Origin of the sequence: Corynebacterium sp. 11A (genome assembly GCF_008930935.1) — a bacterium.
Classification (GTDB): domain Bacteria; phylum Actinomycetota; class Actinomycetes; order Mycobacteriales; family Mycobacteriaceae; genus Corynebacterium; species Corynebacterium megadyptis.
This window is the reverse complement of record NZ_PQMR01000009.1, coordinates 1-24,566: the sequence shown is the minus strand read 5'-3', so window position 1 is coordinate 24,566 and position 24,566 is coordinate 1. Positions and strand designations below refer to the sequence as shown.

At 62.1% G+C, this 24,566-nt stretch carries 23 protein-coding genes, 1 tRNA gene, 1 rRNA gene and 1 CRISPR repeat array (1 of these 26 running past the window's edge); of the genes, 8 read left to right on the top strand and 17 right to left on the bottom strand.

The window, feature by feature from the left end; all coding sequences use genetic code 11:
- Positions 1-696: a CRISPR direct-repeat array (repeat unit 36 nt; unit sequence GAAGTCTATCAGGGGTATATCGAACTGAACCCCAGC); it reaches 1,133 nt to the left of the window's first position.
- Between the two features lie 142 nt (positions 697-838).
- Positions 839-3,778, bottom strand: coding sequence for an FAD-binding and (Fe-S)-binding domain-containing protein (locus GBB18_RS07660; protein ID WP_151641274.1), 2,940 nt, complete (start codon positions 3,776-3,778; stop codon positions 839-841).
- Positions 3,779-3,821: 43 nt separating this feature from the next.
- On the bottom strand, positions 3,822-4,778 hold the full coding sequence (locus GBB18_RS07655) for a sucrase ferredoxin (protein WP_151550271.1): 957 nt from the start codon (positions 4,776-4,778) through the stop codon (positions 3,822-3,824).
- A gap of 142 nt (positions 4,779-4,920) precedes the next feature.
- Here GBB18_RS07655 and GBB18_RS07650 point away from each other — a divergent pair, with 142 nt between their 5' ends.
- Positions 4,921-5,640 (top strand): hypothetical protein, encoded by a 720-nt coding sequence (locus GBB18_RS07650; protein WP_151641273.1) that lies wholly within the window; start codon positions 4,921-4,923, stop codon positions 5,638-5,640.
- Positions 5,641-5,642: 2 nt separating this feature from the next.
- Here the strand turns inward: GBB18_RS07650 and GBB18_RS07645 are convergent, their stop codons facing one another.
- Positions 5,643-7,259: a DNA polymerase Y family protein gene (locus tag GBB18_RS07645; protein ID WP_192795972.1), complete on the bottom strand. Its 1,617-nt coding sequence runs from the start codon at positions 7,257-7,259 to the stop codon at positions 5,643-5,645.
- Between the two features lie 7 nt (positions 7,260-7,266).
- A complete protein-coding gene (locus GBB18_RS07640; protein ID WP_151641271.1) occupies positions 7,267-8,031 on the bottom strand; it encodes a hypothetical protein in 765 nt (254 codons plus the stop codon).
- A 164-nt stretch (positions 8,032-8,195) separates the two neighbouring features.
- On the opposite strand from GBB18_RS07640, the gene GBB18_RS07635 reads away from it, so the two are divergent.
- Positions 8,196-8,627 (top strand): hypothetical protein, encoded by a 432-nt coding sequence (locus GBB18_RS07635; protein WP_151641270.1) that lies wholly within the window; start codon positions 8,196-8,198, stop codon positions 8,625-8,627.
- An 83-nt stretch (positions 8,628-8,710) separates the two neighbouring features.
- On the opposite strand, the gene nrdE is transcribed toward GBB18_RS07635, so the two are convergent.
- From nrdE to ykgO, 4 genes are all read right to left on the bottom strand, one after another.
- Positions 8,711-10,858 carry a class 1b ribonucleoside-diphosphate reductase subunit alpha gene (gene nrdE, locus GBB18_RS07630; protein WP_192795976.1) on the bottom strand — a complete coding sequence of 716 codons (2,148 nt, stop codon included), beginning with the start codon at positions 10,856-10,858 and terminating at the stop codon, positions 8,711-8,713.
- 139 nt (positions 10,859-10,997) lie between these two features.
- Positions 10,998-11,456, bottom strand: coding sequence for a class Ib ribonucleoside-diphosphate reductase assembly flavoprotein NrdI (nrdI, locus tag GBB18_RS07625; protein ID WP_151550277.1), 459 nt, complete (start codon positions 11,454-11,456; stop codon positions 10,998-11,000).
- Between the two features lie 110 nt (positions 11,457-11,566).
- Positions 11,567-11,800: a glutaredoxin-like protein NrdH gene (gene nrdH / locus GBB18_RS07620; RefSeq protein ID WP_151529587.1), complete on the bottom strand. Its 234-nt coding sequence runs from the start codon at positions 11,798-11,800 to the stop codon at positions 11,567-11,569.
- Between the two features lie 400 nt (positions 11,801-12,200).
- Complete coding sequence (gene ykgO / locus GBB18_RS07615; RefSeq protein WP_151529588.1) at positions 12,201-12,323, bottom strand: type B 50S ribosomal protein L36; 123 nt, start codon at positions 12,321-12,323, stop codon at positions 12,201-12,203.
- A gap of 182 nt (positions 12,324-12,505) precedes the next feature.
- Between ykgO and nadE the strand changes: the two genes are divergently transcribed.
- Positions 12,506-13,333 carry an ammonia-dependent NAD(+) synthetase gene (gene nadE / locus GBB18_RS07610; RefSeq protein WP_151641269.1) on the top strand — a complete coding sequence of 276 codons (828 nt, stop codon included), beginning with the start codon at positions 12,506-12,508 and terminating at the stop codon, positions 13,331-13,333.
- An 18-nt stretch (positions 13,334-13,351) separates the two neighbouring features.
- Here the strand turns inward: nadE and GBB18_RS07605 are convergent, their stop codons facing one another.
- Positions 13,352-13,771 carry a pyridoxamine 5'-phosphate oxidase family protein gene (locus GBB18_RS07605; protein ID WP_151641268.1) on the bottom strand — a complete coding sequence of 140 codons (420 nt, stop codon included), beginning with the start codon at positions 13,769-13,771 and terminating at the stop codon, positions 13,352-13,354.
- A gap of 367 nt (positions 13,772-14,138) precedes the next feature.
- Between GBB18_RS07605 and GBB18_RS07600 the strand changes: the two genes are divergently transcribed.
- Positions 14,139-15,407 carry a hypothetical protein gene (locus tag GBB18_RS07600; RefSeq protein ID WP_151641267.1) on the top strand — a complete coding sequence of 423 codons (1,269 nt, stop codon included), beginning with the start codon at positions 14,139-14,141 and terminating at the stop codon, positions 15,405-15,407.
- Here the strand turns inward: GBB18_RS07600 and GBB18_RS07595 are convergent.
- Positions 15,404-15,739, bottom strand: coding sequence for a hypothetical protein (locus GBB18_RS07595; protein WP_151550281.1), 336 nt, complete (start codon positions 15,737-15,739; stop codon positions 15,404-15,406). The two genes, GBB18_RS07600 and GBB18_RS07595, sit on opposite strands and share 4 nt — an antisense overlap.
- A gap of 56 nt (positions 15,740-15,795) precedes the next feature.
- A complete protein-coding gene (locus GBB18_RS07590) occupies positions 15,796-16,365 on the bottom strand; it encodes a TetR/AcrR family transcriptional regulator (protein ID WP_151550282.1) in 570 nt (189 codons plus the stop codon).
- Between the two features lie 670 nt (positions 16,366-17,035).
- On the opposite strand from GBB18_RS07590, the gene GBB18_RS07585 reads away from it, so the two are divergent.
- Positions 17,036-17,785: an Ltp family lipoprotein gene (locus GBB18_RS07585; protein WP_192795971.1), complete on the top strand. Its 750-nt coding sequence runs from the start codon at positions 17,036-17,038 to the stop codon at positions 17,783-17,785.
- A gap of 356 nt (positions 17,786-18,141) precedes the next feature.
- On the opposite strand, the gene GBB18_RS07580 is transcribed toward GBB18_RS07585, so the two are convergent.
- From GBB18_RS07580 to pgm, 4 genes are all read right to left on the bottom strand, one after another.
- A tRNA-Ala gene (locus GBB18_RS07580) sits at positions 18,142-18,214 on the bottom strand.
- Between the two features lie 201 nt (positions 18,215-18,415).
- Positions 18,416-19,126: a thioredoxin domain-containing protein gene (locus GBB18_RS07575; RefSeq protein ID WP_151550283.1), complete on the bottom strand. Its 711-nt coding sequence runs from the start codon at positions 19,124-19,126 to the stop codon at positions 18,416-18,418.
- 62 nt (positions 19,127-19,188) lie between these two features.
- Positions 19,189-19,683 carry a MauE/DoxX family redox-associated membrane protein gene (locus GBB18_RS07570; RefSeq protein WP_225979298.1) on the bottom strand — a complete coding sequence of 165 codons (495 nt, stop codon included), beginning with the start codon at positions 19,681-19,683 and terminating at the stop codon, positions 19,189-19,191.
- A 177-nt stretch (positions 19,684-19,860) separates the two neighbouring features.
- Positions 19,861-21,516, bottom strand: coding sequence for a phosphoglucomutase (alpha-D-glucose-1,6-bisphosphate-dependent) (pgm, locus tag GBB18_RS07565; protein WP_151641266.1), 1,656 nt, complete (start codon positions 21,514-21,516; stop codon positions 19,861-19,863).
- 311 nt (positions 21,517-21,827) lie between these two features.
- Between pgm and GBB18_RS07560 the strand changes: the two genes are divergently transcribed.
- The 3 genes from GBB18_RS07560 to GBB18_RS07550 are packed head-to-tail and all read left to right on the top strand — an operon-like array spanning position 21,828 to position 23,925.
- A complete protein-coding gene (locus GBB18_RS07560; RefSeq protein WP_151550286.1) occupies positions 21,828-23,243 on the top strand; it encodes a sodium:alanine symporter family protein in 1,416 nt (471 codons plus the stop codon).
- A gap of 56 nt (positions 23,244-23,299) precedes the next feature.
- Positions 23,300-23,614: a CrcB family protein gene (locus tag GBB18_RS07555; protein WP_151641265.1), complete on the top strand. Its 315-nt coding sequence runs from the start codon at positions 23,300-23,302 to the stop codon at positions 23,612-23,614.
- The gene (locus tag GBB18_RS07550) at positions 23,590-23,925 is read left to right on the top strand and encodes a CrcB family protein (protein WP_151641264.1); all 336 of its coding nucleotides are present in this window, start codon (positions 23,590-23,592) and stop codon (positions 23,923-23,925) included. The genes GBB18_RS07555 and GBB18_RS07550 overlap by 25 nt, the downstream gene beginning before the upstream one ends.
- Here the strand turns inward: GBB18_RS07550 and GBB18_RS07545 are convergent.
- Complete coding sequence (locus tag GBB18_RS07545) at positions 23,922-24,347, bottom strand: DUF2871 domain-containing protein (RefSeq protein ID WP_151641263.1); 426 nt, start codon at positions 24,345-24,347, stop codon at positions 23,922-23,924. The genes GBB18_RS07550 and GBB18_RS07545 overlap by 4 nt on opposite strands.
- A gap of 104 nt (positions 24,348-24,451) precedes the next feature.
- Positions 24,452-24,566, bottom strand: a 5S ribosomal RNA gene (rrf, locus tag GBB18_RS07540); the annotation flags it as partial.

The window sequence follows — 24,566 nt, the reverse complement described above, 5'->3', positions numbered from 1 at the left end:
TACGCGACCGCGCAAGTCAGAAGTCTATCAGGGGTATATCGAACTGAACCCCAGCTCATGGAGATCGGTAAGGCGGTGTGGGAGAAGTCTATCAGGGGTATATCGAACTGAACCCCAGCGGAGGCGTCGGCAGACGTGAAATAGGGCGAAGTCTATCAGGGGTATATCGAACTGAACCCCAGCTGCTGGTTGGTGGGCGGCTTGGTACATGGAAGTCTATCAGGGGTATATCGAACTGAACCCCAGCTTGCTGAGATGTGGGTGGTGATCTGTTGGAAGTCTATCAGGGGTATATCGAACTGAACCCCAGCATCTTGGTTATCGGCGGGGTTTTGGTGTGGAAGTCTATCAGGGGTATATCGAACTGAACCCCAGCACCGCGTTAGGATCCCAGCCCGATTCGTGAAGTCTATCAGGGGTATATCGAACTGAACCCCAGCTTGGGCGCGGGCTCGCCGCTCATGGCGCGAAGTCTATCAGGGGTATATCGAACTGAACCCCAGCGCGCTGTGGAACATCAAGTGCAAGGTGAGAAGTCTATCAGGGGTATATCGAACTGAACCCCAGCTGCAGGACGAGCGCGGCGGTTTCGGCGCGAAGTCTATCAGGGGTATATCGAACTGAACCCCAGCTAGCCCCAGTTACAGAAGGGTGGGGGTTGAAGTCTATCAGGGGTATACCGAACTGAACCCCAGCGAAAGTGGGCATAGTGGCTATACTCGGTGGAAGCCTATGGCGCTGCATCACGCTTAACGGCAGTACCGCTTTCCAAGCCCTGCGCTGCGATGATCCCACAACCACAAGCCTGTGGCTTTCTGCAGGATCACCGCCCCGCGACCTACCGCGTCGCCTCCTCCAGCAGGTACAGCACGTGCTCATAGCTCCGCCCAGTGATTTGCTCCATGCCCAGCTCGCAGGTGCGGTTGGAGGACACATAGGCGTCCACGCGCCCATCAGCTTCGGCCTCGGCCAGCCCGACGCGCTCATCGCGGGTGGCGGCGTCGAGAAGTTCGGGGTGGAGCATGCCGCGGTCGCCGGCGGTGCCGCAGCAGCCGGCGCCGCGGGGCACGAAGGCCTCGTCGGCGGCGAAACTGGCGACGCGCACGAGGGTGTCGCTGAGTTCCATGTGGGCCAGCGAGCAGTTCGGGTGCACGGCCACCCGCCCGAGGCGGCGGGTGGGTTCAAGGTGCTCGATCAGCCGAGCGGCCCATTGGGTGGAGTCGAGGATCTCGATCTGGGCGAAGTTCTCGGCGAGCTCGCCGTCGAGGGACTCGGGGATGCCGGAGAGGATGCCGTGGGTGCAGCTGGAGGCGTCCACGATCACGGGGATGGTGCCGTGGCGGGACCATTCCCATAGTTTCTCGGCGGTGTGGCGCGCCATATAGGTTTTGGCATCGTGAAAGCCCTTGGAGCTAAACGGCGTGGTGCAGCAGGTACCGGCCACATCTTGGGGGATCGCCACCTTCTGCCCGGCGCGCTGAGAGAGCGCGAGCAGGGTTTCGGGGAGGGAGTGGCCTTCCCCGGAGCGGCCGAACATGCGGTTCACGCAGGCGGGGAAGTACACGGCATCCGCCTCGGCCGGATCATCCCCCACAGGCAGTGCGGCTGCCCCGCCGGGTAGGCCGTGTTCGGCGGAGGGCACGAGATCATTGTCCATGAAGGAACGCAGCATTCCGGTGGCGATGGACACGGAGCGGGCGCCGAGTTTCTCCCCCACCACTTTCTTGAGTGCGTCCTGGGCGCTCAGGCCGCTGCGGGCGGCGGTCTCCACGGCCGCCCAGTTCTTGGCCAGGATGAGTGCCACGCGGTTGGCGATCTGGCCGTTTTCCAGCTCGCGGAAGAGTTTCATCATCTTGCCGGTGTCGATGCGCAGCGGGCAGGCGATGGCGCAGCTAGAGTCCGCGGCGCACATGTCGATAGCGTCGTAGCCGTACTCGTCGATGAGCGCCCCGAGCATCTGGGAGCCGGCGGGCTGCCGGGCCATCTCGCGGCGCAGCACGATCCGCTGGCGCGGGGTGGTGGTGACGTGCCGGGAGGGGCAGACTTCCTCGCAGAAGCCGCATTCGATGCAGGCATTGGCGATCGCCTCAATGGCGGGGGTGGACTTGAAGTCCTGGAGGTGCACCTCGGCGTTGCTGGTGAGCTGCACATCGGGGGCGAGGATGCCGGCGGGGTCGATCAGTCGCTTCACCCGCCACATCAGGTCGAAGGCTTGGGGCCCCCATTCGCGTTCCACCAGCGGGGCCATGTTCAACCCGGTGCCGTGCTCGGCTTTGAGGGAGCCATCGTACTTATTGAGCACTAGCTCCGTCATCTCTTCAATGAACTGGTCATAGCGGCGCACTTCCTCCGAAGAGCCGAAGGAGGGGGTCATGAAAAAGTGCAGGTTACCGAAGGCGGCATGCCCCATCACCGAGGGCGGATAGTTGTATTCGCGCAGCAGCTCCATGAGGTCTTTGGCGGCCTCACCGATGCGTGCCGGCGGGAAGCACACGTCCTCGGTGATCAGCGAGGAGTTTTGCGGGCGCTGGTGCCCGAGTAGCGGCATCAGTCCGGAGCGAATCTCCCAAGCATTGGCTTGGTCGATGGCGTCCTCCATGAAGTGCAGCGGGGAGATTAGTTCCGCATCGGCCAGCACGGCCCGTGCCGCAGCCACGGCCGCGTCGCGCTCCTCCTCCGTGGTTCCTCCCACTTCGAGGAGCAGCGCCGAGGCGTCGTCGTCAAGCGATGCCCACTCATCGTGGGCCCCCTTAAAGGAGCCGACCGAGCCCTTCAATACTGGGGAAACGAGCAGCTCACAGGCCAGGGCGCCGGCCTCCATGAGGCGGTGCACATAGTCCGCGGCAAGCTCCAGGCTGGGCAGTGTTACCCAGGTGACGGCGGTATAGCGCGGCTTGGGCAGGGTGGCGATATCGGCTTCCGCGATGAAGCCGAGAATCCCCTCGGAGCCGATCATCAGCTTGGTGAGGATGCCGCTGGCGGTATCGGCGTCGAGGAAGGCATCCAGGCGCAGACCAATGGTGTTGCGGATGGAGAACTTTGTGCGTAGCCGCGCCACCAGGGCCTCGTCGGCGCGTATCTCATCCCGCAGCTCGATGAGTCCTTGGGCAAGCTCCGGCTCCCGCTGCCACAGCGTCTCCTCTGCATCGGGCAGGCGGGTATCGATGATGGTGCCGCTCGGCAACACGATCTTCAGCCCCCGCACGCTGTGATAGGAATCCTTTTCCAAGCTGCAGCGCATACCGCCGGCATTATTCGCCAGCACGCCGCCGATCGTCGCGACGCTTGCCGACGCCGGGTCCGGGCCCAGCACCCGCCCGTAGCGGGCAAGCACATTCTGTACTCCGCCGAGGGCCTCGCCGGGGCGTACCGTCACAGATTCGGGGTGTACCACGAGCCCGCGGAAGTTTTCCCGCACATCCAGCAGAATGTCATCGGACTGGGCCTGGCCATTCAGCGAGGACCCGCCGGAGCGGAAGGTCACGGTGCGGTGATTCTTCTGCGCATAGGCAAAGATATCCGCAATCTCCTGCTCGCTGCTGGGGCTGGCCACGATCTGCGGGAAGCGCCGATAGGGGCTGGCATCGGTGGCATAGCGCACCAAGTCGAGGGCGCGAGCATGCACATTGCGCGTACCGAGCAGTGCTTCGAGGTCCTCCCGCAGCTGCTGCGGGCTGCCCTCGGCGAGCTCTTCGGGAAAATGATCCGGGTACTCGGCCCCCTCCGGCTGGGGCGGTACTCCGATATTGGCTGACTTTTTCTGAAAGAGTGCGGGCATAGACACCAGCCTATGCTGGCATCCCATCACCCGTGACTTTTTCCTAGCTTTCCGCCACGACTCGCCGCACGCGCCCCACCCACTTGTGGGCCTTTTTCGCCGGTTTCCCACAGGATGGGATCATCTCCCCTGCCGGTCGGCGCTCGAGGAACACGTGATAGCTGGAGCCATCGGGCAGGCTGACTTCCCGCACCGTTTTCTCCGGGTTCTTCTCCCCGCCCAGGTCCACAGTCTCCACATAGAGCGACCCGATCTCGGGGCTGCCATAGCTGCGCGCCACGAGGATCTCGGCCACCTGCCCGGCGGGGTCGAAACAGCCCCGGCCGCGCAGCTGCGGCAGGTAGAGCTCCCCGCGCTGCACCGCCTCCAGCATGGCGAGGGCACGCTCGGTGTCCATATAGGCATAGGAATAGCCCCAGGGCATGAGCATGAGGGTGGCGGCGAAGCGGTGCCCCTTCATGTGCGAGGTTTCCCATACCCATTCCTCCTCGGCGCGCTCCGCCAATTCCGCGGCGAGGGGCCGGCCCTTAATGGCGCAGCACTTATCGCGCTTGCCGTGGGTGCACACCAGCACCAGCGGGTGCGTCACTTTCTGCCCACCATTGGCCAGCGGCGTATCGAGGTTGAGCTCCAAAAGGTCCTGCGGGCAGCTGACCTCCAGCCGCTCCACCACGGGCTGCTGCAGCCCATTGCCGGTGAAGATGATGAACACGCGATAGCGCTCGCGCGGTTTCGGCCTGCCTGCGGGGCGAATGAGCTGGAAGGAGGCGTTATGCATCCCGAAGAAGTAGCTGAGCTTGCCGCTGAGCTCCCCGCCGAAGGAGCCGCCATCGAGCACATCGCGGCTCCAGCCTTGGTGGTGTTCGAAAAGCACAAACTTCTGCCCCGCCTTGGCGGTGCCCTCGATGGGCTCCTCCTTCAGCTCTGAGCAGGAGATCTGCTCCGGCTCGCAGGATAAACGGCCATCGGTGGGAATCTCAGGGGCTGCACTCTCAGTCATGAGAACCAGCTTAGTGGGCTATATCCGCCTGTCGCTCACCACGCGGCGCCTGCACGCTTATCGACGCCACCCTCCAGCCCCCATCCGTTGCGCCCCAGCACAACGCGGCCACACGCGTTAAGCAAATTAGTAAGATTAAGATATGAATAGCATCGCTTCTACCCGTGTACTGTCCCGCCCCTATGCCCGCGCCCTGACGTGCGTGGCCCTCGCTACTTCGCTCACGATGGCTGGCTGCTCCCCCGGCGGTGATGATAGCGCCACAGACCCCAGCGCCTCGGTAACTACCTCCGAAGAAACCTCCACTACCCGTTCTACGGAGACCATCACCTCTTCCACTACCCTGCCGGCGGAATATGACTCGGAGGATCGGGAGCCGGTGAACGAGGATCCGGGTATTACTCCTCTCGGCGAGCTCAGCACCGCCGAAAATACCTCCAGCGAGGAATGGGGCGCTGGCACCGGCAAGGTGCTCCCGACCGCGGTGCGCGTGGGCCGCCACAAGAACTTCGACCGCGTTGTTATTGATCTTGACGTGGAGAAGGGCAGCACCCCAGGCTGGCGCGCCGTCTATGAGGCACAGCCGCTGCAGCAGGCTAGCGGGCGCCCCCTCGAGGTCGCCGGCGATACCTATCTCCAAGTGGATCTCACCGGCACCGCCTATCCGATGGAGTTCGGCAAGGACTTCCCGCCGCTGGAATGGAGCAACACCTCCGGCAAGGGCATCGTGCAAGAGGTGCTGGACGCCGGCACCTTCGAGGCCCGCACCCAATTCGTGATCGGCCTCAGCGGCGGCCAACGCCCCTTCTCTGTCACGGTGCTGGAGAACCCGACGCGGGTAGTGATCGATATCGCCCACTAGGCCTAGACATAGCTGGCCTCAATCCGCCACGAGCCGCGCACCCACACCAGCACCCAGCCATAGACGCGGCGCGAATCAGTGGCCGTGAGCTGTAGCCGGGCGTGCGCGGGGTGGATGCCGGCGCTGGGTGCGGGCGCGGCCGACCACCACTGCTCGTCCACAGGCCAGGGCCCGGCCCAGCCGCTCACGCGCAGCCGCCGCGTGCCCCACACCACCGTCTGCGGTGTGGCACTAAGCAGCAGATCCTCTGCGAGGGCCACTGGCTCCCCGGCGGCATCATAAAGCCCGATCTTGCTGGCCGGATGATTCCATCCGGGGCTGCGCCGGGCTGGCAGCGGCGCAGCCAGCCGCCCCGGCCAGCTGCCCGTATCGGCTGCGGGAACCCGCTCCCCATTGCTCACATAGCCGATGCGCTCTACCACCCCGCGCCCGCCCTGATCGAAGGGGCGCAGCACCGTATCGCTGCCATAGCGTGACTGCACGCGGGTGATGACTTTCTCGGCCCGCTCGGCCCGCTGCGCCGTATCGCCGAGCGCCTCCCATAACCCGGTATCCGCCCCTGGCTGTTCCGTCTCTAGGGGGATGAGCTCGAGCTCCACGATCCCACCGACAGACTCTTCTTCCTCCCCCTGGGCATGCTGCTGCCGGTGGGTGATCCACCCGCCCAGCTGCCAGCGCACTCTGTCGGCGGTAGCCGCCTCATCCAAGGGGGCGAAGGTGCGCCATACCCTTTCCAGCGTGCACTGGCCGGCGCCATCATCCACGGTGGCGCGAATCGCCAGCTGCACGCATACCCGGCCCGCCGCGGCGAGATGCTCGTGCAGGCGCGCCGCGAGGGAGCGGGCGATAAAAGCCGCCTGGTCCACCCACAGCAGAGGCTCCTCGGGGACATACACCACGGCCTCTCCCCGCGTGTTCTCCGCTGCGGGCGCTAAGCGTCGGGAGCTATCGGCCGCACAGATTGCATAGAGCCGCATCCCGGCGCGGGAGAATCGCGTGGCCACCGCCGCGCGCGGCAGCTGCAACATCTCGCCGCAGCGACGCACCCCCATCTCCGCCAGCTGGCCCACCAGCTCCTCCCCCACTCCCAGACTGGGTTCGGCGCCGACAGCACTCAGCCCCACCTGCTTGAGGAATGCGCGACTGCCACCTGCGGGCACCACCGCGCCAAGGCGGCTACTGCGGGCAGCGATAATCGCCGTTGCCAGCTCATCGGCCACCCCCATGCGCAGGTCGACACCCTGTTCTGCAGCGGCCGTCATCGCCAGATCCATCGCGCGATCCTCTGTGCCGTAGTAGCGGGCTAGACTATCTGCCGCCACCAGCACCAGCCCGGGGCGCAGCACCTCCACGGTGGCCGCCACTTGGGAGAGCGACTCCACGATCACCGCGAAGGCCTCCCCATCCGCGGTGTCATCTCGCGCCGCGGTGACTGCCTCGGGGCAGATCATCTGGGCGGCGCGCAGACGCATGCCTCGCGCCACCCCACGGCGACGCCCCGCTTGGTTGACCACCCATACCCGCTGCTCGTGGTGCACAATCACGGGTACATCCGGCCCGCTGTCTGTGACGCGAGAGACCACCTGCGCCGGCCAGTCGGGGTACCACAGTGCCAGCACCCGCACTCTAGATCACCTGCAACTGCACTATCTCTGGCTCGCCCACCGCCGCGGCGGACTCTGCGGCAGGCGCCGCACCGCGCAGCTCATAATGCACTGTGCGCGCAGGCAGTCCCCGCTGCTGTATCTGCACCGCAATATCCACTCCGGTAATGCGCCCGCGGCCTGTCATGTCCATGCCATGAAAACGCTGCGGGGTAGCGCCCAGCCCCAGCTCCGCATTCGCCACCAGCTGCGGGCCACCGACCAGTATCACGGCGCAGTCTCCGCGGCGCAGCTTCGCCCGCAGCGCCCGCTCCGCGGCGGCCCCCACGTGGCGCAGTGCGGGAAGATAGGCCACCACCACATCCATGCCCTCGGCAAGTACGGCGGCGATCTGTATCGTGTCCTCAGCCGCACCACGAACAACGATGATATTTTCTAATAGCCCTCCCTCTTCGGGCACCTCGGCGAGCAGGAGATCATCCCAGCCAACGAGCGCCACTCGCTGCCCCTGGGCGCTGACATAGGCCACTAAGGACACCACCAATGCCGGGCAATCACTGGCGAGGGTGATCCCACGGCGCGGCAGACCGCCGCCAGCTATAGCCCCCGCGAGCACCTGCGGAAGGCGCACACTACCTGCCATTTCTCGCTCTTCGACGCTAGCCACTTCAGCAGGGCGAGCAGCCCCTCCGCCCTCAAGGCCCACCAGCTGGGCACGCAGGGCAGCCACTTTCTGTTCACGGCTGAGCGCGCTCAGATCAGCGCGCTGCTCGCTGCAGAAACTCACGGAATCACCCCCTCGTGCGCGTCGCCACAATCCTCGTCCACACCCTCGCGTATCGAACACTCGTTCTTACCAGTGCTAGTAAACACCGCGCTTGAGTCCGCGTCAACTATGCCGCAATCACCCCCTGCTCCCCTGCCGTCCGAGGCACTCGATAACCTAGGAGTATGCCGTCGATAAGCGAAGCGCGTTCCCTTCCCAACCCGATACCCACGCCTGCACCGGTGCGCTTGGGCACCTCTGTACTCTTTGGCCTGGGCGTGGCTGTGCTGACCACCTCCCTGTCGCGCGGGATACAGGTGGCGATCATGGTGGCGTGCCTCGCCTTGGGCATCATGCTGATTTATACCCACCCCTATCGGCAGCACATCCGCGAGTATCTCGAAGCGCGCGGCTTTGAGTACCGCGCCCGCGCCAGCATGCTCCTGCCGCTCTTTCCGGTGTGGCTGGCGCTAATGCTCGCCCCCGTGCTCGCCCCAGCCGCCCTCTGGGCCACCGCCCTGCTCGCCCTCGCCGTCTGGGGCTGGATGTGGCTGGTATTTCCGCATGTGGATGGCACGCGAATGCTCGCCTATGTGGACCGAGCGGACACCGCCTAGGTTTTACTCACCCCATAAAGCCGAACAGCCCCACCCCGTGCGGGATGAGGCTGTCAGCAAAGACGGCGCGAGGCGCGGAGGGGCTAGAGCATGCAGCTCACGCAGCCCTGCACTTCGGTGCCGGTGAGCGCGGTTTGGCGCAGCCGGATGTAGTAGACCGTCTTAATACCCTTGCGCCAAGCGTAGATCTGGGCGCGGTTGATATCGCGGGTGGTGGCGGTGTCCTTGAAGAACAGCGTGAGCGAGAGGCCCTGGTCCACGTACTTGGTGGCCACCGCGTAGGTATCGATGATCTTCTCGAAACCGACCTCGTAGGCGTCCTGGTAGTAGTCCAGGTTGTCATTGGTCATATACGGCGCCGGGTAGTAGACGCGACCAATCTTGCCTTCCTTGCGGATCTCCACCTTGGAAGCGATCGGGTGGATCGAGGAGGTGGAGTTGTTGATATACGAGATCGAGCCCGTCGGCGGCACCGCCTGCAGATAGCGGTTAAACATGCCGTAGGTGGCCACCGATTCCTTCAGCTCCGCCCACTCCTCTGCAGTAGGAGTGTGAATGGTGGAGTTGTCGAAGATCTCCTTCACCCGCTCGGTACGGGGCGCGAACTCGGCCGGATCATAGCGGTCAAAGAACTCGCCGGTGGCGTAGTCGGAGGTTTCGAACTTGGTGAAGTGCTCGCCACGCTCCTTCGCGATCTGGTTAGAGGCCTTGATGCACTCGTACATCACCGCGGCGAAGTAGGCGTTGGTGAAGTCCAGGGCCTCCTCGGAGCCATAGTGGATGTGCTCGCGGCCCAAAAAGCCGTGTAGGTTCATCTGGCCGAGGCCGATAGCGTGGGCGTTGTCATTGCCCTTGCGGATTGACGGCACCGAATCGATCGCAGTCTGCTCGGACACCGCAGTCAGCCCGCGGATGGCGGCCTCGATGGTGGCGGAGAAGTCCGGAGAGTCCATGGTCTTGGCGATATTCAACGAGCCCAAGTTGCAGGAAATATCCTCGCCGACGTGAGCATAGGACAGATCATCGTTGAACTCCGAGGCGGTGGAGATCTGCAGAATCTCAGAGCACAGGTTCGAATGGGTGATGCGCCCCTCGATGGGGTTGGCCTCATTCACCGTGTCCTCGAACATGATGTAGGGGTAGCCGGACTCAAACTGGATCTCGGCGAGCGTCTGGAAGAACTGGCGCGCGTTGATCTTGGTCTTGCGGATCCGGGGATCCTCCACCATCTCTGCGTAGTGCTCGCTGATGGGCACATCGGCAAAGGGCTTGCCGTAGACCCGCTCCACGTCATAGGGCGAGAAGAGGTACATGTCATCGTTCTTCTTCGCCAGCTCGAAGGTGATATCGGGGATCACCACACCGAGCGAGAGAGTCTTAATGCGGATCTTCTCATCCGCGTTCTCCCTCTTGGTGTCCAAAAAGCGCATGATGTCTGGGTGGTGGGCGTGCAGGTACACGGCTCCGGCACCCTGCCGGGCACCCAGCTGGTTGGCATAGGAGAAGGAATCCTCGAGCAGCTTCATGACCGGCACCACGCCAGAGGACTGGTTTTCGATCTTCTTAATCGGTGCGCCCTGCTCACGCAGGTTCGAGAGCAGCAATGCCACGCCGCCACCGCGCTTGGAGAGCTGCAGCGCGGAGTTAATGGCGCGGCCGATCGATTCCATGTTGTCTTCGATGCGCAGCAGGAAGCAGGACACCGGCTCGCCGCGCTGGGCTTTACCGGAGTTGAGGAAGGTCGGGGTGGCGGGCTGGAAGCGGCCACCCATGATCTCATCCACCAGCATCTCTGCAAGACGCTCATCGCCATCGGCGAGCGTCAGTGCCACCATGCACACGCGATCCTCGAAGCGCTCGAGATAGCGCCGCCCATCGAAGGTGGTGAGGGTGTAGCTGGTGTAGTACTTATAGGCCCCGAGGAAGGTCTCGAAGCGGAAGCGCTTCGCATAGGCCCGCTTGAACAGGGACTTCACAAAGGGGAAGTCCCACTTATCCAGCACATGCTTCTCGTAGTAGTCATTGTCCAGCAGATAATCCAGCTTTTCCCGGAGGTTGTGGAAAAAGACGGTGTTCTGGTTGACGTGCTGCAGGAAGAACTGGTTAGCCGCCTCACGATCCTTATCGAACTGGATCTTGCCTTCATCGTCGTACAGATTCAGCATCGCGTTGAGCGCGTGATAATCCAGCTGATCCGCCTTGCGCACCGGTTCGGCGACATTCTTTCCCATCTCGGCCACAGTCGATCTTTTCCTTTACATCTTGAAATTTCGGTTGTGCGCGCTGAGCGGCGCCAACCTGTGGTTGCTGTTGTTGTTTTTGTCTCTACGCGGTGACGGCTTCAGCTCTAGTCATCCTAGAGCACCGACTCTAGAAGCCGCTGGCATTCTCCGCGTGCTGGGATACCGGCCGCAGGCCAAGCTGTTCGGCGTTCTCCCTGAGCCCCTCTTGTACGAGGCGCACATCTTCATCAGTCCCCATGAGCTCGAAGCGATACACATAGGGCACATGGCATTTGGCGGCAATAACATTCCCTGCCGTCCCAAAATCTGCTCCAAAGTTTGAGTTCCCGCCGGCGATCACAGCCCGGATAAGCGAGCGGTTGTGGTCATTGTTGAGAAAGCGAATTACCTGCACGGGCACTGGTTTAGGCTCGCGGCCCATAATGGAGACCCCACCGCCATAGGTGGGGCAGATCAACACATAAGGCTCATGCACGATGAGCGGCTCGTCATTTTTACGAAGCGGAATCCTTCGCGCGGGAAACCCGAGCTTATCGACGAATTTTTTCGTATTCCCCGTCGCGGAGGAAAAATACACTACAAGCATGATGCGCCTGCCGAATCCTGGTATCTAGGTGGGCCAATAGAAACAGGACCACTCGTTCGTACTGTGTAACTACTACGAGTGGCCCTTTACTATCCGCAAGCGATAAGCGGCTAGGCAACCTGGGCGCTGAGCGTGCGAATGCGCTCAGGGCGGAAGCCCGACCAGTGCTCTCCATCAGCCACCACGACGGGCGCCTGAACGTAGCCGAGAGCCATCACATAATCGAGCGCCTCGCTGTCCATGCTGATGTCCACGAGCGAGTACTCCAGACCAGCACGGTCGAGAGCCTTCTTCGTGGCGTTGCACTGCATGCAGGCGGGCTTGGTGTAGAGGGTGATAGCCATCGTCGGAGTAATCCTTATTGCTTGGGGAATGAATCGCAGTCAAAGGGGTGCTGCGGTGGTACGTGGTGTCACCAGCAAGTGAGGACCTTGTGGTGAGCTGCTGAACTAGACACTATACGTAGTATCCATTTACCGCAAGAGCACAATATGTAGTAGTTACACGCTGGAAATTCCCAAGATGACATCCATGTAAGCACTACATCTGGCGAGACACGTTCGCGACCAAAAGCAATTCTGTCTTTACCCGTCTTGGGAGAATGCTAAAACCGCAGGAGCGTCGTTATCGAATCGTTATATTCTGGGATCTATTCCCGCCCACCAACAAAAAACACCGCCCATCCTCACAAGGTAAGGACAGGCGGTGTATCTAGGTAGGCTGACAAGCCAAGGACCTACAGGATTAGCCCTGGCGAGCCTTGAAGCGGGGGTCCTTCTTGTTCAGGACGTATACCTTGCCACGACGACGCACAACCTGGGCGCCCGGCTTGTTCTTCAGCGACCGAAGCGACTTGCGGACCTTCATCGGGCGCTCCTTTCTATTAGCGCTTATAAGTTCTAAGGGTCACCCACCGTGGGCGCCCTGCCGAACCGCGACGTGAGTGCAGCGCATTCACGGGGTTCAATGACACGAACGATTATCATAGACCACCGGCGCACCATTGTACAAAATGCCGCCGACTACGGTACGAGACTACTATCGGCCGCATGCAGACACTCCAAGCTCAGATCATCGACCACCTCGACGTCCACCCCACCATAGACCCTGCCGCAGAGCTCACCCGCCGCGTGGATTTTCTCTGCGACTACCTAGCGACCACTGGGCTAGCCGGCTTCGTGCTTGGTATCTCCGGCGGACAGGATTCCACGCTGGCGGGCAAGCTCGCCCAACTTGCCGTGGAGAAGCGCCGCGCCGCCGGCCATGAGGCAGAGTTTTATGCCGTGCGCCTGCCTTATGACCGACAAGCAGACGAGGCAGATGTGGATGTGGCCATGCGCTTCATCCGCCCCGACCACGAGCTGCGCATCAATATTAAGCCCGCCACCGACATGGTGGAGGACGGCGTGGCCCAAGCCCTCGAGCAGACCAGCATGAGCGATCTTCATCGCGGCAATGTCAAGGCCCGCGAACGCATGGTGATGCACTACGCCATCGCCGGCGAGCGCAACCTGCTGGTCGTGGGCACGGATCACGCGGCAGAAAATGTCACCGGATTCTTCACCAAGTTCGGCGATGGTGCCGCCGATCTGCTCCCACTCTGGGGACTGAATAAGCGCCAAGGCGCCGCCCTGCTCGCCGAACTAGGCGCCCCCGAGAGCACCTGGACTAAGGTGCCCACCGCGGACCTCGAAGATGATCGCCCGCTGCTCGCGGATGAGGACGCACTAGGGGTGCGCTATAGCGATATCGACGACTACCTCGAGGGCAAGACTATTGCTGATGCCGCCCGCGAACGCATCGAGGAGCTGTGGCAGCGCGGCCGCCACAAGCGGACGCTGCCCGCCACCTATGCAGATAGCTGGTGGCGCAGCTAGTCCCGCTTCACCCCTAGGCTAGTAGCGTTCCGGCTCCTCACCGAGCCGGAACGCACGGCCGTTGAGCTGCTGCGGGGTAATACGTACAAAGTTGTACTTCAGCGTCGGCAGCCACGGCTTCAGGTTCAACCCCTCGGCATAGTCGATGTCCTCCTGGCGGTCGAGCACCTCGGCGGTACCTTGAATCACCACGGACCAAGCGCGCTCCTCGGTGAAGTAGTCCACCTCAAAGAGAACGTCGGGATTGACGAAGAGCGAGAACAGTTTGTTGCCTTGCGCAGTGCGAATATAGATACAGCCATCGTCCACCACATAGTTCACGGGGAAGATGTCCATCTCGTCCTTGCGGCGCACCACCACACGACCCAACTGCTGGGTGCCTAGCTTCTCTACACACTCGTCGTCGGTGAGAATCTTTACAACATCATTGTCAGCCATAGCTCCCATTGTCCCACTCCCAGCCAGCACTGGTGGGCGAGCCAGCTCACATTTGGGCCTCTCACCTCCCCGCCCCTCACATCATCGCCTCGCAGGACACCTCACATATACGGCACCAGCTGCGACAATACGCTGCCCCTCCACTAAGAACACGCCCCACCCGTCTACTCCAGCGACTGTGAGGAAATTCACCGAACAAAACGATTCAACCACCATTTTGGGGTAGTTCCGGCGAGTCGAAAGCGTGGCGGAGATGGCGTCGATAAGCGCTCTCTGCGCTGTAGCGTGTTAGAAGAACGGCCACATTCATGGAAAGATGGGGCGCACGTTACCTGACCTTACATATATCCCTAAGGGGCAACACACCATGAAAGAGAGCATGGCAATCGCCATGGCCTTTGTCGGACTACTCGTGGGGGCGGGCTTCGCCACCGGCAAGGAGATGATGCAATACTTTGTCTCCTTTGGCACCGGAACCGGAATCTGGGCACTCGTGCTCACCGGCGTCATCCTCATAGTAGTGAGCGCCGTCATCCTCCAGATCGGCAGTTTCTTCCTCGCCGATGAACACAGCGCCGTATTTAAAAATGTGGCCCACCCGCGAGTCTCGTGGATTTTGGATATCGCCGTATCCATCACCATGGCCACTATGGGCATGATGATGCTCGCCGGCGCAGGCTCCACCTTCGAGCAGTCTTTCGGCGTGCCCTCTTGGTTGGGCTCGTTGATCATGGCGGTGATCGTTTACTTTGTCTGCTTCCTTAATCCTGTGCGCGTCTCCAGCGTGATTGGCGCTGTCACCCCGTTGATGGTCGTGGCCATCGTCGCGCTGTTCATCTACACCATCGTCAACATCCCTGAGGGGTTCTCCGTCGAGGCCGCCAATGAGATCGCACTCAATGAGCCCACTCCCGTGAAGCCGTGGTGGTGGTCGGCCATGAACTACGCCGGTATGTCCCTGATTTGCGCGGTGGGTATGTCGCTAGTGATCGGCGGCTCCTACACCAAGCTCAAAGCCGTAGCCGTCGGCGGCATGCTGGGCGGACTCATCCTTACCGTCATCTTGGTGCTGGAAACCGTCGTGTTGTTCTTCAATGTGGACACTGCTGCCGGCAAGGACATTCCGATGGCGGCGATCGTCACCAACATTCACCCCGTGGCCGGCTATGGCTTGTCGCTGCTGATTCTGGTGATGATCTTCAACACCGCCCTCGGCGATGTCTATGCCTTCTCCCGCCGCATACAGGTGGCCACCCCCACCCCGCAGTGGGTGAACCTGCTGGTGATTCTGGGTATCAGCTGGGCGATCAGCCTCATCGGCTTCGGCCCGCTCATCCAGATCATCTTCCCGATCTTGGGCTATATCGGCATGGTGATCGGCGTGATCTTCGTGATCTGGCGCATCCGCTGGTCGCACCTCATCACTGGTGAGAAGCAGCGCCGCCACCGCATTCGCCAGCTCACCCGCGCGTATATCAACCCGAAAACCTATGATGATCACTCCCTCGAGCTCAACCACGAGCTCGACCGCTCCAAGGCCGATAACGAGAAGTTACTCGCTACCGTAGCCGATGAGGAGCGCACCGAGATCGAGGACGAGGACGATAGCGCCGAGCAGCAGGACTCTAAGGCTTAACGACGCAGCGCTCGCGGGTGATACACCGCCACGCTGGCTGCGAGCACACACAAGGTTCCCGCAGCCAGCGCCCACACCACGTGGGCCACGCGGGCCGCGTTCCCCTCAACAACAAGGCCTAATCCAAGGCCAGCTAGTGCTACGAGAGCCACCATCGTGTAGCCGCTGAGCATGCCTCGCGCCACACGCAGGTGAGCCACCGCCCACGCCCCGCAAAGCGCGGAGCTACCCGCGGCCACCGCCGCGACAAGCGCTCCCCCGCCGGTGCTAAACACCGTGATTATTCCGGTGAGGAGCACCCCGAGGGCCGTGGCGAGCGGTATCCAGTGCATAGCGGCCTCCTTCCCATCCCGTCTCCCCACATGGGGTGGCGGGCTGTGTTGTGTGTTTATTGGGCCAGCGAGCGCAACCCCTCGAGATACACACGCGCAAACCATTCCTGTTGATCATCCACCAGCTGCCGCCCCACGGCGGGCAGCTCACGAGAGATCATGCCGATGCCCACGGCGAAGCGGATGGGAGTGACATCCGCGGGAATGAAGCGGTGCCGCCGCGCCTTATCTAATAGCCCAGCAAAGACCTCGCTGATTGCCGTGCGCCGCTGCTCCACGATTTCGGCCAGGAGGTTCTCGTCATACGCAAAGCGCGAAATCTGCTCCGCCAGCGGGGTGATCCCCAACCGCACCAGCTCGAGGATGACATCATTCCAGTTCTGCCACGGATCCTCGTCCCAGCTATGTTCGTGGGCCCGCACAATATCGTGCGCCTGTGCGGTGACGCGCTCGGTGACGGCATTAACGAGGACCCGCCGATCTGGGAAATTGCGGTGCACCGTGGCCACCCCCACATCGGCTTCGGTGGCGATTCGCCGAAAAGACACGTCAATACCCTCCTCTTGGAAGAGGGTTTGGGCCGCCATCACAATGGCTTCACGGTTCGCTTGGGCATCTGCTCGCATGAGGGGCTCGCTTTCTTCTCCTCGGACTCCACAGCTAGTCGTGGATCTTCAGCATCCACTGCGGCCATGTATGTCCGACTCTAGGACCAGATAATTAACGCTGGGCCATCCGTGGCTAGCCGATAGCCCCACCCTGAGAATCTGGACGCACGCACTTATCCTCCATCATTCACCATAGAAGCCCAAAAAGAGAGCCTCGCACACGGCACGCTGGGGACTCGGCTCTGTGCTCGCTGTGTTCTCGGTGTTGGTGGGGCGTGGGCTAGTGGTGCGGGCGGGGTTCGGGCCGGCGGGGTGCGCACAACTACGCGCGGTGCACATAAAAGCGATGGAGGGGCCAGAAAACATGCGCCCACATACCCGTGGTGTTCGATGAAATACTAGCGCTGAACTGGGATGTTCGACGCGTTCGACAAACGGTGTCCAGGCCGCATGTTTGTATCACTCTTAACAGCAGTGAAGAGAAGAAAGAGAACCCTATAGTCGAATATCCCTGAATTTTACGCGGTGCCAAACAATTCCCCGCTGATCGCCTCCCCTTATTCATTCCTCCTGCGATCAGCACCCCCATTCTCGCCACCGGTGTCGCTATGCACCGTCTACCTCATCGACACACGGTGTCACCCTCCGGCCTCTAGGCCACTGATCTACGAAAGGTAGTGCACAGACCGTGACCAACCAGTTCCCTCACAACGGGCAGGAGCCCCAGAACGGAAATACTCCCCAAGGCGGGCAGCCGCAGTATGGCGAGTTCCCGCAGAATGGCCAGCCGGGGCAGCCTTATGCGGGGCAGCCCTACCAGGGCCAGCCGCAGCAGGGGCAGCCGCCCTTCCCGCCGCAGCAGCCGCAGAAAAAGAAGAAGGGATGCCTGTTCTGGGGCGGGATCGTCGCTGCGGTGTTCATCCTCCTTGGCGCCTGCTCCGCCATGTTCTCCGATGGCGATAGCAACACCACTGCAGATTCCTCGACGTCCAGCTCCGCGGCGGAAGAAAGCTCGCAGGAGGAGACGGCCACCGAGGCTGCAGCGGACGATCAAGCCCCCGCGGAGGCGGCACCCGCCGCGCCGCCAGCGGAGCAGCCCGCGGCTGAGGACAACTCCGCAGAGCAGGAGGTGCCGCGGGAGTACAAGAACGCCCTGAAGAAGGCTGAGCTCTACTACTCCATGCAGCACATGTCGAAGGCCGGCATCTACGACCAGCTCACCTCCGAATATGGAGAGAACTTCCCGCCCGAGGCAGCTCAGTGGGCCGTGGATAATCTCGACGCAGACTACAACCAGGCTGCGCTGAAGAAGGCTGAGGTGTACTACACCGACATGGCCATGTCCCGCGACCAGGTGTATGAGCAGCTCATCAGCGAGTACGGCGAGAAGTTCACCCCCGAGCAGGCCCAGTACGCCGTGGATAACCTGCAGGATTAACAGGACTAGCAGCACCCCGTGCTGCTCGGTCTCTGTGCAGCGGCGACGCCCCTGATCGGCCTCTCGCCGCTGCTTCTCCGGTTGCCGTTAGCTGCCAAATGCAGCGTGTCGCCAGCGTTGGTGGAGCCGCTCGCAGCCCCCATGACCTCGGCGTGAGCGGGGTTGAACACGGACTGGCGACCGTCTGGCACGCCTTCTCTGGGGTGTAATCGGTTGAATCGCTAGCCATGACTCCCGCTGGGAATCGACCCCAGCATCACCCACCTAGGAAGCCACCACCACTAGTCAGTGCAGCTAAGCACCTGAGAACACGAAAAAACCCTGCTCCCAAAAGGGAACAGGGTTTTCGTATCAAGTGGAGCTAACGGGATTCGAACCCGTGACCCCCACACTGCCAGTGTGGTGCGCTACCAGCTGCGCCATAGCCCCTTGGACGCTCTATAACTTACACAGCCCCGTTCATCTTAAGCAAATCAGCTGTTCAGGACCTGTTTTCCGGAAGCCTCCAGAAGCCGTCAGAAGCCTCCAAGCCCCAGAGCCCCACGCCCCTGCTCGGACACTACAACGCACCAAGGCGGCACATCACTGTGCCGCCTTGCCTACTAAGGGTGCTGCTGAAGCCTCGGGCTACTAGCCCACGAGGTCCTTCACCCAGTTATCGTTGGGCAGCAGATCCTCGCCGTTGTGGATCACGTGCGGGCTGCTCACAGCCCGGCCGGTTGCTTCCTCCAGCTTGGCGCTGTTGGCGGCGCTTGCTTCGCTGTATTCTTCGCGATCGGACTGGTCCGCGATGGCGTCGCGCAGGCTCTTGTCAGCCCCTACTTCCCCAGCGGCGGCAGCGAACTGATCCGGCTCCCAAGAATACATCGCCTTCTGGTTATTCATCAGATGCGAGCGGAAGTTCCAGTACTCATTGGCCGTGCCGGACTTAGCGAGGGTGTAGGCCGAGGTTGCGGCCTTCGACGAGGGACCATCGTTACCGCGGTCGAGGAAGTTCAGGGAGCGGATATTCACCACGAGGGTGCCGTCCTCAATGGCCTTGAGCATATCCTCATCGGTGGCCTTGGCAAGGTCAGCGCAGTGCGGGCAGGAGTAGTCCTCGTAGAGGTCTACCTCGGCGGCGTCCGTGCTGGTCTTGTCGCTCGTGAGACGGATGGCGTTGTCTGTGACCTCCAGGTTGATGGAGGTGTTCACAGTGTTCGCCGCGATCTCCGCCTTCTTTTCGTTGCGGCCTTGGATCACGATGTAGCCAACAACCACAGCGATAACGACCAGTAGCGCCACGAGCGCCCAGAGGAATCCGGATCCCTTGTCGTTAGGGTTCTTAATTTTGTTGCTCACGAAGAGGTCTCATCTTTCACATTGGGTGGTGCTCTCGGGTGATTGCCCCGAGAGGGGAAAACTTAAGGGTAAAGCGCCCAGCGGCGGAAGGGGTTGATCCAGACGATCGCCGCTAGGGCAATAAAGGCCAGATCGCGCAGGATCTCCAGCGCATAGGTAGTGCCCGTGACACTGGCATCTACCCCACCGCCGCCAAAACAGCCGCAGTCAATGCTGAGACCACGGGCCCACGCAGAGGCGATGCCTATGATGAACACCGCAAATAGCAGCGCAGAGAACGCGGCGGCGGGGCGCAGGAAGAGGCCACTAAGCAGCATGATCCCGAGGATCAACTCGACGGCGGGCAGAGCCACGCCGATAAAGTTACCCATCTCCCAACTCACCAGCTCATAGGCATGTACTGCCTGGGAGGAGGCTACGGGGTCGGAGATTTTGGTTGCCCCACTGACAATCCAGATACCGGCCAAGGCAAGGCGGGCGAGCGCGCCCACAAGAGGCGTGCTGATCAGTCCCTGTATTCCTCGACGCGGCGCGGGCTGGTGTTGAGTGGTGGTCACAGCCTTGAAGTTACTAAAGCACCCCGCGTGAATAAAACCATGTCGGTCACTTTCAAGGGGATTCACAGCATTTTGACAGCTGGCAGGGGTGGGCCAGACGCACATCACCCACCAGCCGGCGCGCAGAGCGCGAGCTGGTGGGTGATGTGCTGCGCGGCGGCGTCGATAAGCGGCCGCTTAGCCTAGGACCTCCGAGACGAGGGCTTGCGCCTCGGCCTGGACCTTCTTCAGGTGCTCCTCGCCCTGGAAGGACTCGGCGTAGATCTTGTACTTGTCCTCCGTGCCCGAGGGGCGGGCAGCGAACCAGGCGGACTCGGTGGTCACCTTCAGCCCGCCGATGGCAGCGCCATTGCCGGGGGCGTCGGTGAGCTTGTTGGTGATGGGCTCGCCTGCGAGCTCGGTGGCGGTGACATCCTCCGGGGAGAGCTTCTTCAGCACGGCCTTCTGTTCGCGGTTGGCCGGCGCATCGGTGCGCGCATAGGAGGGCGCGCCATAGGTTTCGGCCAGTTCGGCATAGCGCTGCGAGGGGGTCTTGCCGGTGACGGCGGTGATCTCGGAGGCGAGCAGATCGAGGATGATGCCGTCCTTGTCGGTGGACCACACGGTGCCGTCGTGGCGCAGGAAGGAGGCGCCGGCGGATTCCTCGCCGCCGAAGCCGACGGAGCCATTGATGAGGCCGGGCACAAACCACTTGAAGCCTACCGGCACCTCCACGAGGGTGCGGCCAAGCTCGGCGACCACGCGGTCGATCATGGAGGAGGACACCAGGGTCTTGCCCACAGCGGTGTCCTTCGCCCAGTGGGGGCGGTGCGCGAAGAGATAGTCGATGGCCACCGCGAGATAGTGGTTGGGGTTCATCAGCCCGGCATCGGGGGTGACGATGCCGTGGCGGTCGGCGTCGGCGTCATTGCCGGTGGCGATGTCGAACTTGTCGCGGTTGTGCACCAAGGAGGCCATGGAATAGGGCGAGGAGCAGTCCATGCGGATCGCCCCATCGGCGTCGAGAGTCATGAAGCGCCAGGTGGCGTCCACACGCGGATTCACCACGGTGAGATCCAGCCCGTGCTTCTCGGCAATCACTCCCCAATAGTCCACGGAGGCCCCGCCCATCGGGTCGGCGCCGATCCGCAGACCGGAATTCTTGATGGCCGCGAGATCCACCACGTTCGGCAGATCGTCGATATAGGTGTTCAGGTAGTCATAGGTGCCGGCGCGCTCATCCAGCACACCGCTGACGGGGGTGCGCTTGACCCCCTGCAGGTCCTGGGCGAGCAGCTCATTGGCGCGCTGGGCGATCCAGTCGGTGGCGCCGGTATCGGCGGGGCCGCCATTGGGCGGGTTGTACTTGAAGCCACCATCTCGCGGCGGGTTGTGCGAGGGGGTGATCACGATGCCATCGGCGCGCTTCGGGTCCGTGCCCGTCACGCCGCCGCTCAAGCCCCGGTTGTGGCGCAAAATGGCGTGGCTGACTGCTGGGGTGGGGGTGTAGCGCCCCGCGGCGTCGACAAGCACATCCACGTCATTCGCCAGCAGCACCTCGAGAGCGGACAGCATCGCCGGCTCGGACAGCGCGTGGGTATCGCGGCCGATGAATACCGGGCCGTTGATCTTCTCCTTGACGCGGTAGTCCACGATGGCCTGGGTAGTGGCCAGAATATGGTACTCGTTGAAGGCCGTGTTCAGCGACGAGCCGCGGTGACCGGAGGTTCCGAACACCACCTGCTGATCCGGGTCGGAGGCGTCAGGGATTCGCGTGTAGTAGGCGGCGACCAGCTCAGCGATATCAATGAGATCGGAGTCGAGGGCGACCGTGCCCGCGCGCTCATGAACCATAGGGAAATCAGTCTCCTTGGTTGTCGTTAGAAGTGAACTATCACTTCCATCATCCTCCCTTTTCGTCGATCGCGCAGCGGCCTGCCCCACATTGGTGCCCACGCTTATCGACGCCGCCCTCCTGCCCCACTACCGCTGGCCCCGCGGCCCACCCAGCACCCCCGAATCTGTGCAGTATGCAGAAAAACACGCATTTGAGTTACCTAGGACACACATTAGGAGTATGCTGAGCACACTTAAGGCGCCCTCAGCTTGTGTGCTCACGCACGATGGCGCCGCTACCCTGCTCACGTTCGACCGAAGGAAGAACAATGGACTCATTGCTGGACATTCTCAGCACAATCGGCGGCTTCGTGTGGGGCCCCTTCCTGCTGATTCCCCTGTTGCTGGGCACGGGCTTGTTTATGACGATCCGCCTCGCCGGGTTGCAGTTCCGCAAGCTGGGCGTCGCACTGCGCCACGGGCTCTATGACAAGGGCGAAGAGGGCAAGGGAGACATCAGTAACTACCAGGCCCTCACCACGGCGCTCGCCGCCACGGTGGGCGTGGGCAATATCGTCGGCGTGGCCACCGCGCTCTCGATCGGCGGCCCGGGCGCCCTGTTCTGGATGTGGATCACCGGCCTAGTGGGCATGGTGTCGAAGTACTCCGAGGCCTTCCTCGGCGTGCGTTTCCGCGTCACCGATGAGAAGGGCGGCCAATCCGGCGGCCCGCAGCAGTATCTCAAGCGCGGCATCAAGGGTCCGGTGGGTAAAATCCTCGCCTTCCTCTTCGCTTTCTTCGCCATCATCGCCTCCTTCGGTATCGGCAACCTCACCCAGGCGAATGCCGTGGCCACCGGCCTGCAAGACAGCTTCGATATTGATCCCATGGTCACCGGCATCGGCATGTTCGTGCTCGTCGGCACGGTGCTCCTAGGTGGCATTCAGGCCATTGGCCGCGTCACCTCCGCCTTCGTGCCGTTGATGATCATCATCTACATCGTGGGCGCGGTCACCGTGCTGGTGATCAACGTCAACGAGATCCCCAACGCCCTGCTTCAGGTCTTTGGCGACGCCTTCACCGGCACCGCCGCCACCGGCGGTTTCGTGGGCTCCGGCATCCTGGTGGTACTGCAAATGGGTGTGGCCCGCGGCATCTTCTCCAATGAGTCCGGTATGGGCTCCGCCGCTATCGCTGCGGGCGCGGCAAAGACCAACCACCCCGTGCGCCAGGCGCTGGTATCGATGACCCAGACCTTCATCGACACCATCATCGTGGTCACCTTCACCGGTCTCGCGATCATCACCACCGGGGTGTGGACCCTCGGCAAGGACGAGGCCGGCAACATGACGGCCCGCGCCTTCGAGACCGCCCTGCCGGGCCAGTGGGCGGGTACCATCGTCAACGTCTCCGTCGCCTTCTTCGCCTTCTCCACCATCATCGCGTGGTCCTACTATGGCGAGCGCTGCGTGGAATCCTTGGTGGGCTGGCGCGGCTCCCTGCCCTACCGCATGATCTTCACTGTGGTCGTCTTTATTGGCGCCGTCAGCCAGCTCCAGGTGGTATGGACGATCTCCGATATCGCCAACGGCCTCATGGCCCTGCCGAACCTCATCGGTATCCTCATTCTCTCCGGCCTCATCGTCCGCGAGACCACCGCCTACCTGCGCTTCGACCCGAAGCTCAAGGCCACCGACGAGCAGGTGCGCCAATTCCGCATCGACTCCAAACTCGATTGGTCTTAAATACCCACCACACGCCCCTAAGGTCATAACACTTCGACTACGCTTCTAGAAGTGTTATGACCTTTTATGTATTCGCCGGCGCGGGAGCCGCGCTGGGAGCAGTGAGCCGCTGGGTTCTCCTCGGCGGATTCGACTCCCTGTGGACACTTTTACTCATCAACGCCCTCGGCTCCTATGCCCTGGGCGTCCTCACCCGTCGCGGCGCCCCCGTCTTCTGGACCACGGGCTTCTGCGGCGGCTTTACCTCCTTTAGCGCCTATATGGCGATCGCGACGCTGGACATCCACTATGCACTGCTCACCGTCGTGGTGTGCGTAGCTAGCGCCTATATGGGATTGAGGGGCTCATGCTTGTCGACGCCATCACACTAGCCACCGGCGCCTTTCTCGGCGGCATGAGCCGTGCCTGGCTCGCAACCCACCTGCGTAGCCCCTGGGGAACGCTCGTGGCGAATGCGGCCGCGACCTTCCTGCTCGGGGTGGTGGTCGACGCTCCCCTCGCGGATTGGTTGCTGCTCGTTCTAGGAACCGGAATCGCCGGCGCACTGTCTACCTGGTCTACTTTGGCTAAAGAAATAGCCGCCAGCCTCCAAGACAAGAACTGGAGACTCGCGGCTATAACGCTCGTGAGTAATCTCTGCGTGGGTGCAGTCGCCTGGTGGACGGGCGCCGTCGTGTTCTAGCGCCGCGCGCGTTGGAATACTCGGACCCGCTGCTGCACGATAATCAGCAGCAGCACCAGCGCTACCGACATGAGGATGTGCCCGATACCGGAGATGCCGGCGAGCGCCGCCGAGTACTCCTCGCCGGGGTGAAGCACCTGCCAGCTTCCCTTCACCAGCATGTGGGTGATCATCCACGTCAGCGCCACCGTGTAGCTGAGGAAAAACGCTGGGAAGCGCTTGTGGGTATCAATATCTAGTGCCGCGCTTAACGCGATGAGGACCAGCGGCATAATCACGCCGAGTACCAGCGCATGGGTGTGCACGGTGGAGAGTTGAGTTTCGCCGTTGTAGTTGTGAAAGCGGGTGAACTCGCGATAATAAACCCCGGCGATCAGACCAATGCCGAGGTAGATTGCAGCTAGAGTTGAGAGTTTTCGCATAGCCCCTCAGTCTAATTGATTCGGGCGTGCGGAAGGGGCGGGGGAGGAGATCACTTGTGATTGATCTTCTCCCCCGCCCCTTGTGCGGTGTTTGTGAAGTTTTAGGTCGGCGGTGACTTACTCTCCCACACCCTCCCGGGTGCAGTACCATCAGCGCTGTCGGGCTTAGCTTCCGGGTTCGGAATGGGACCGGGCGTGTCCCCGATGCTATAACCACCG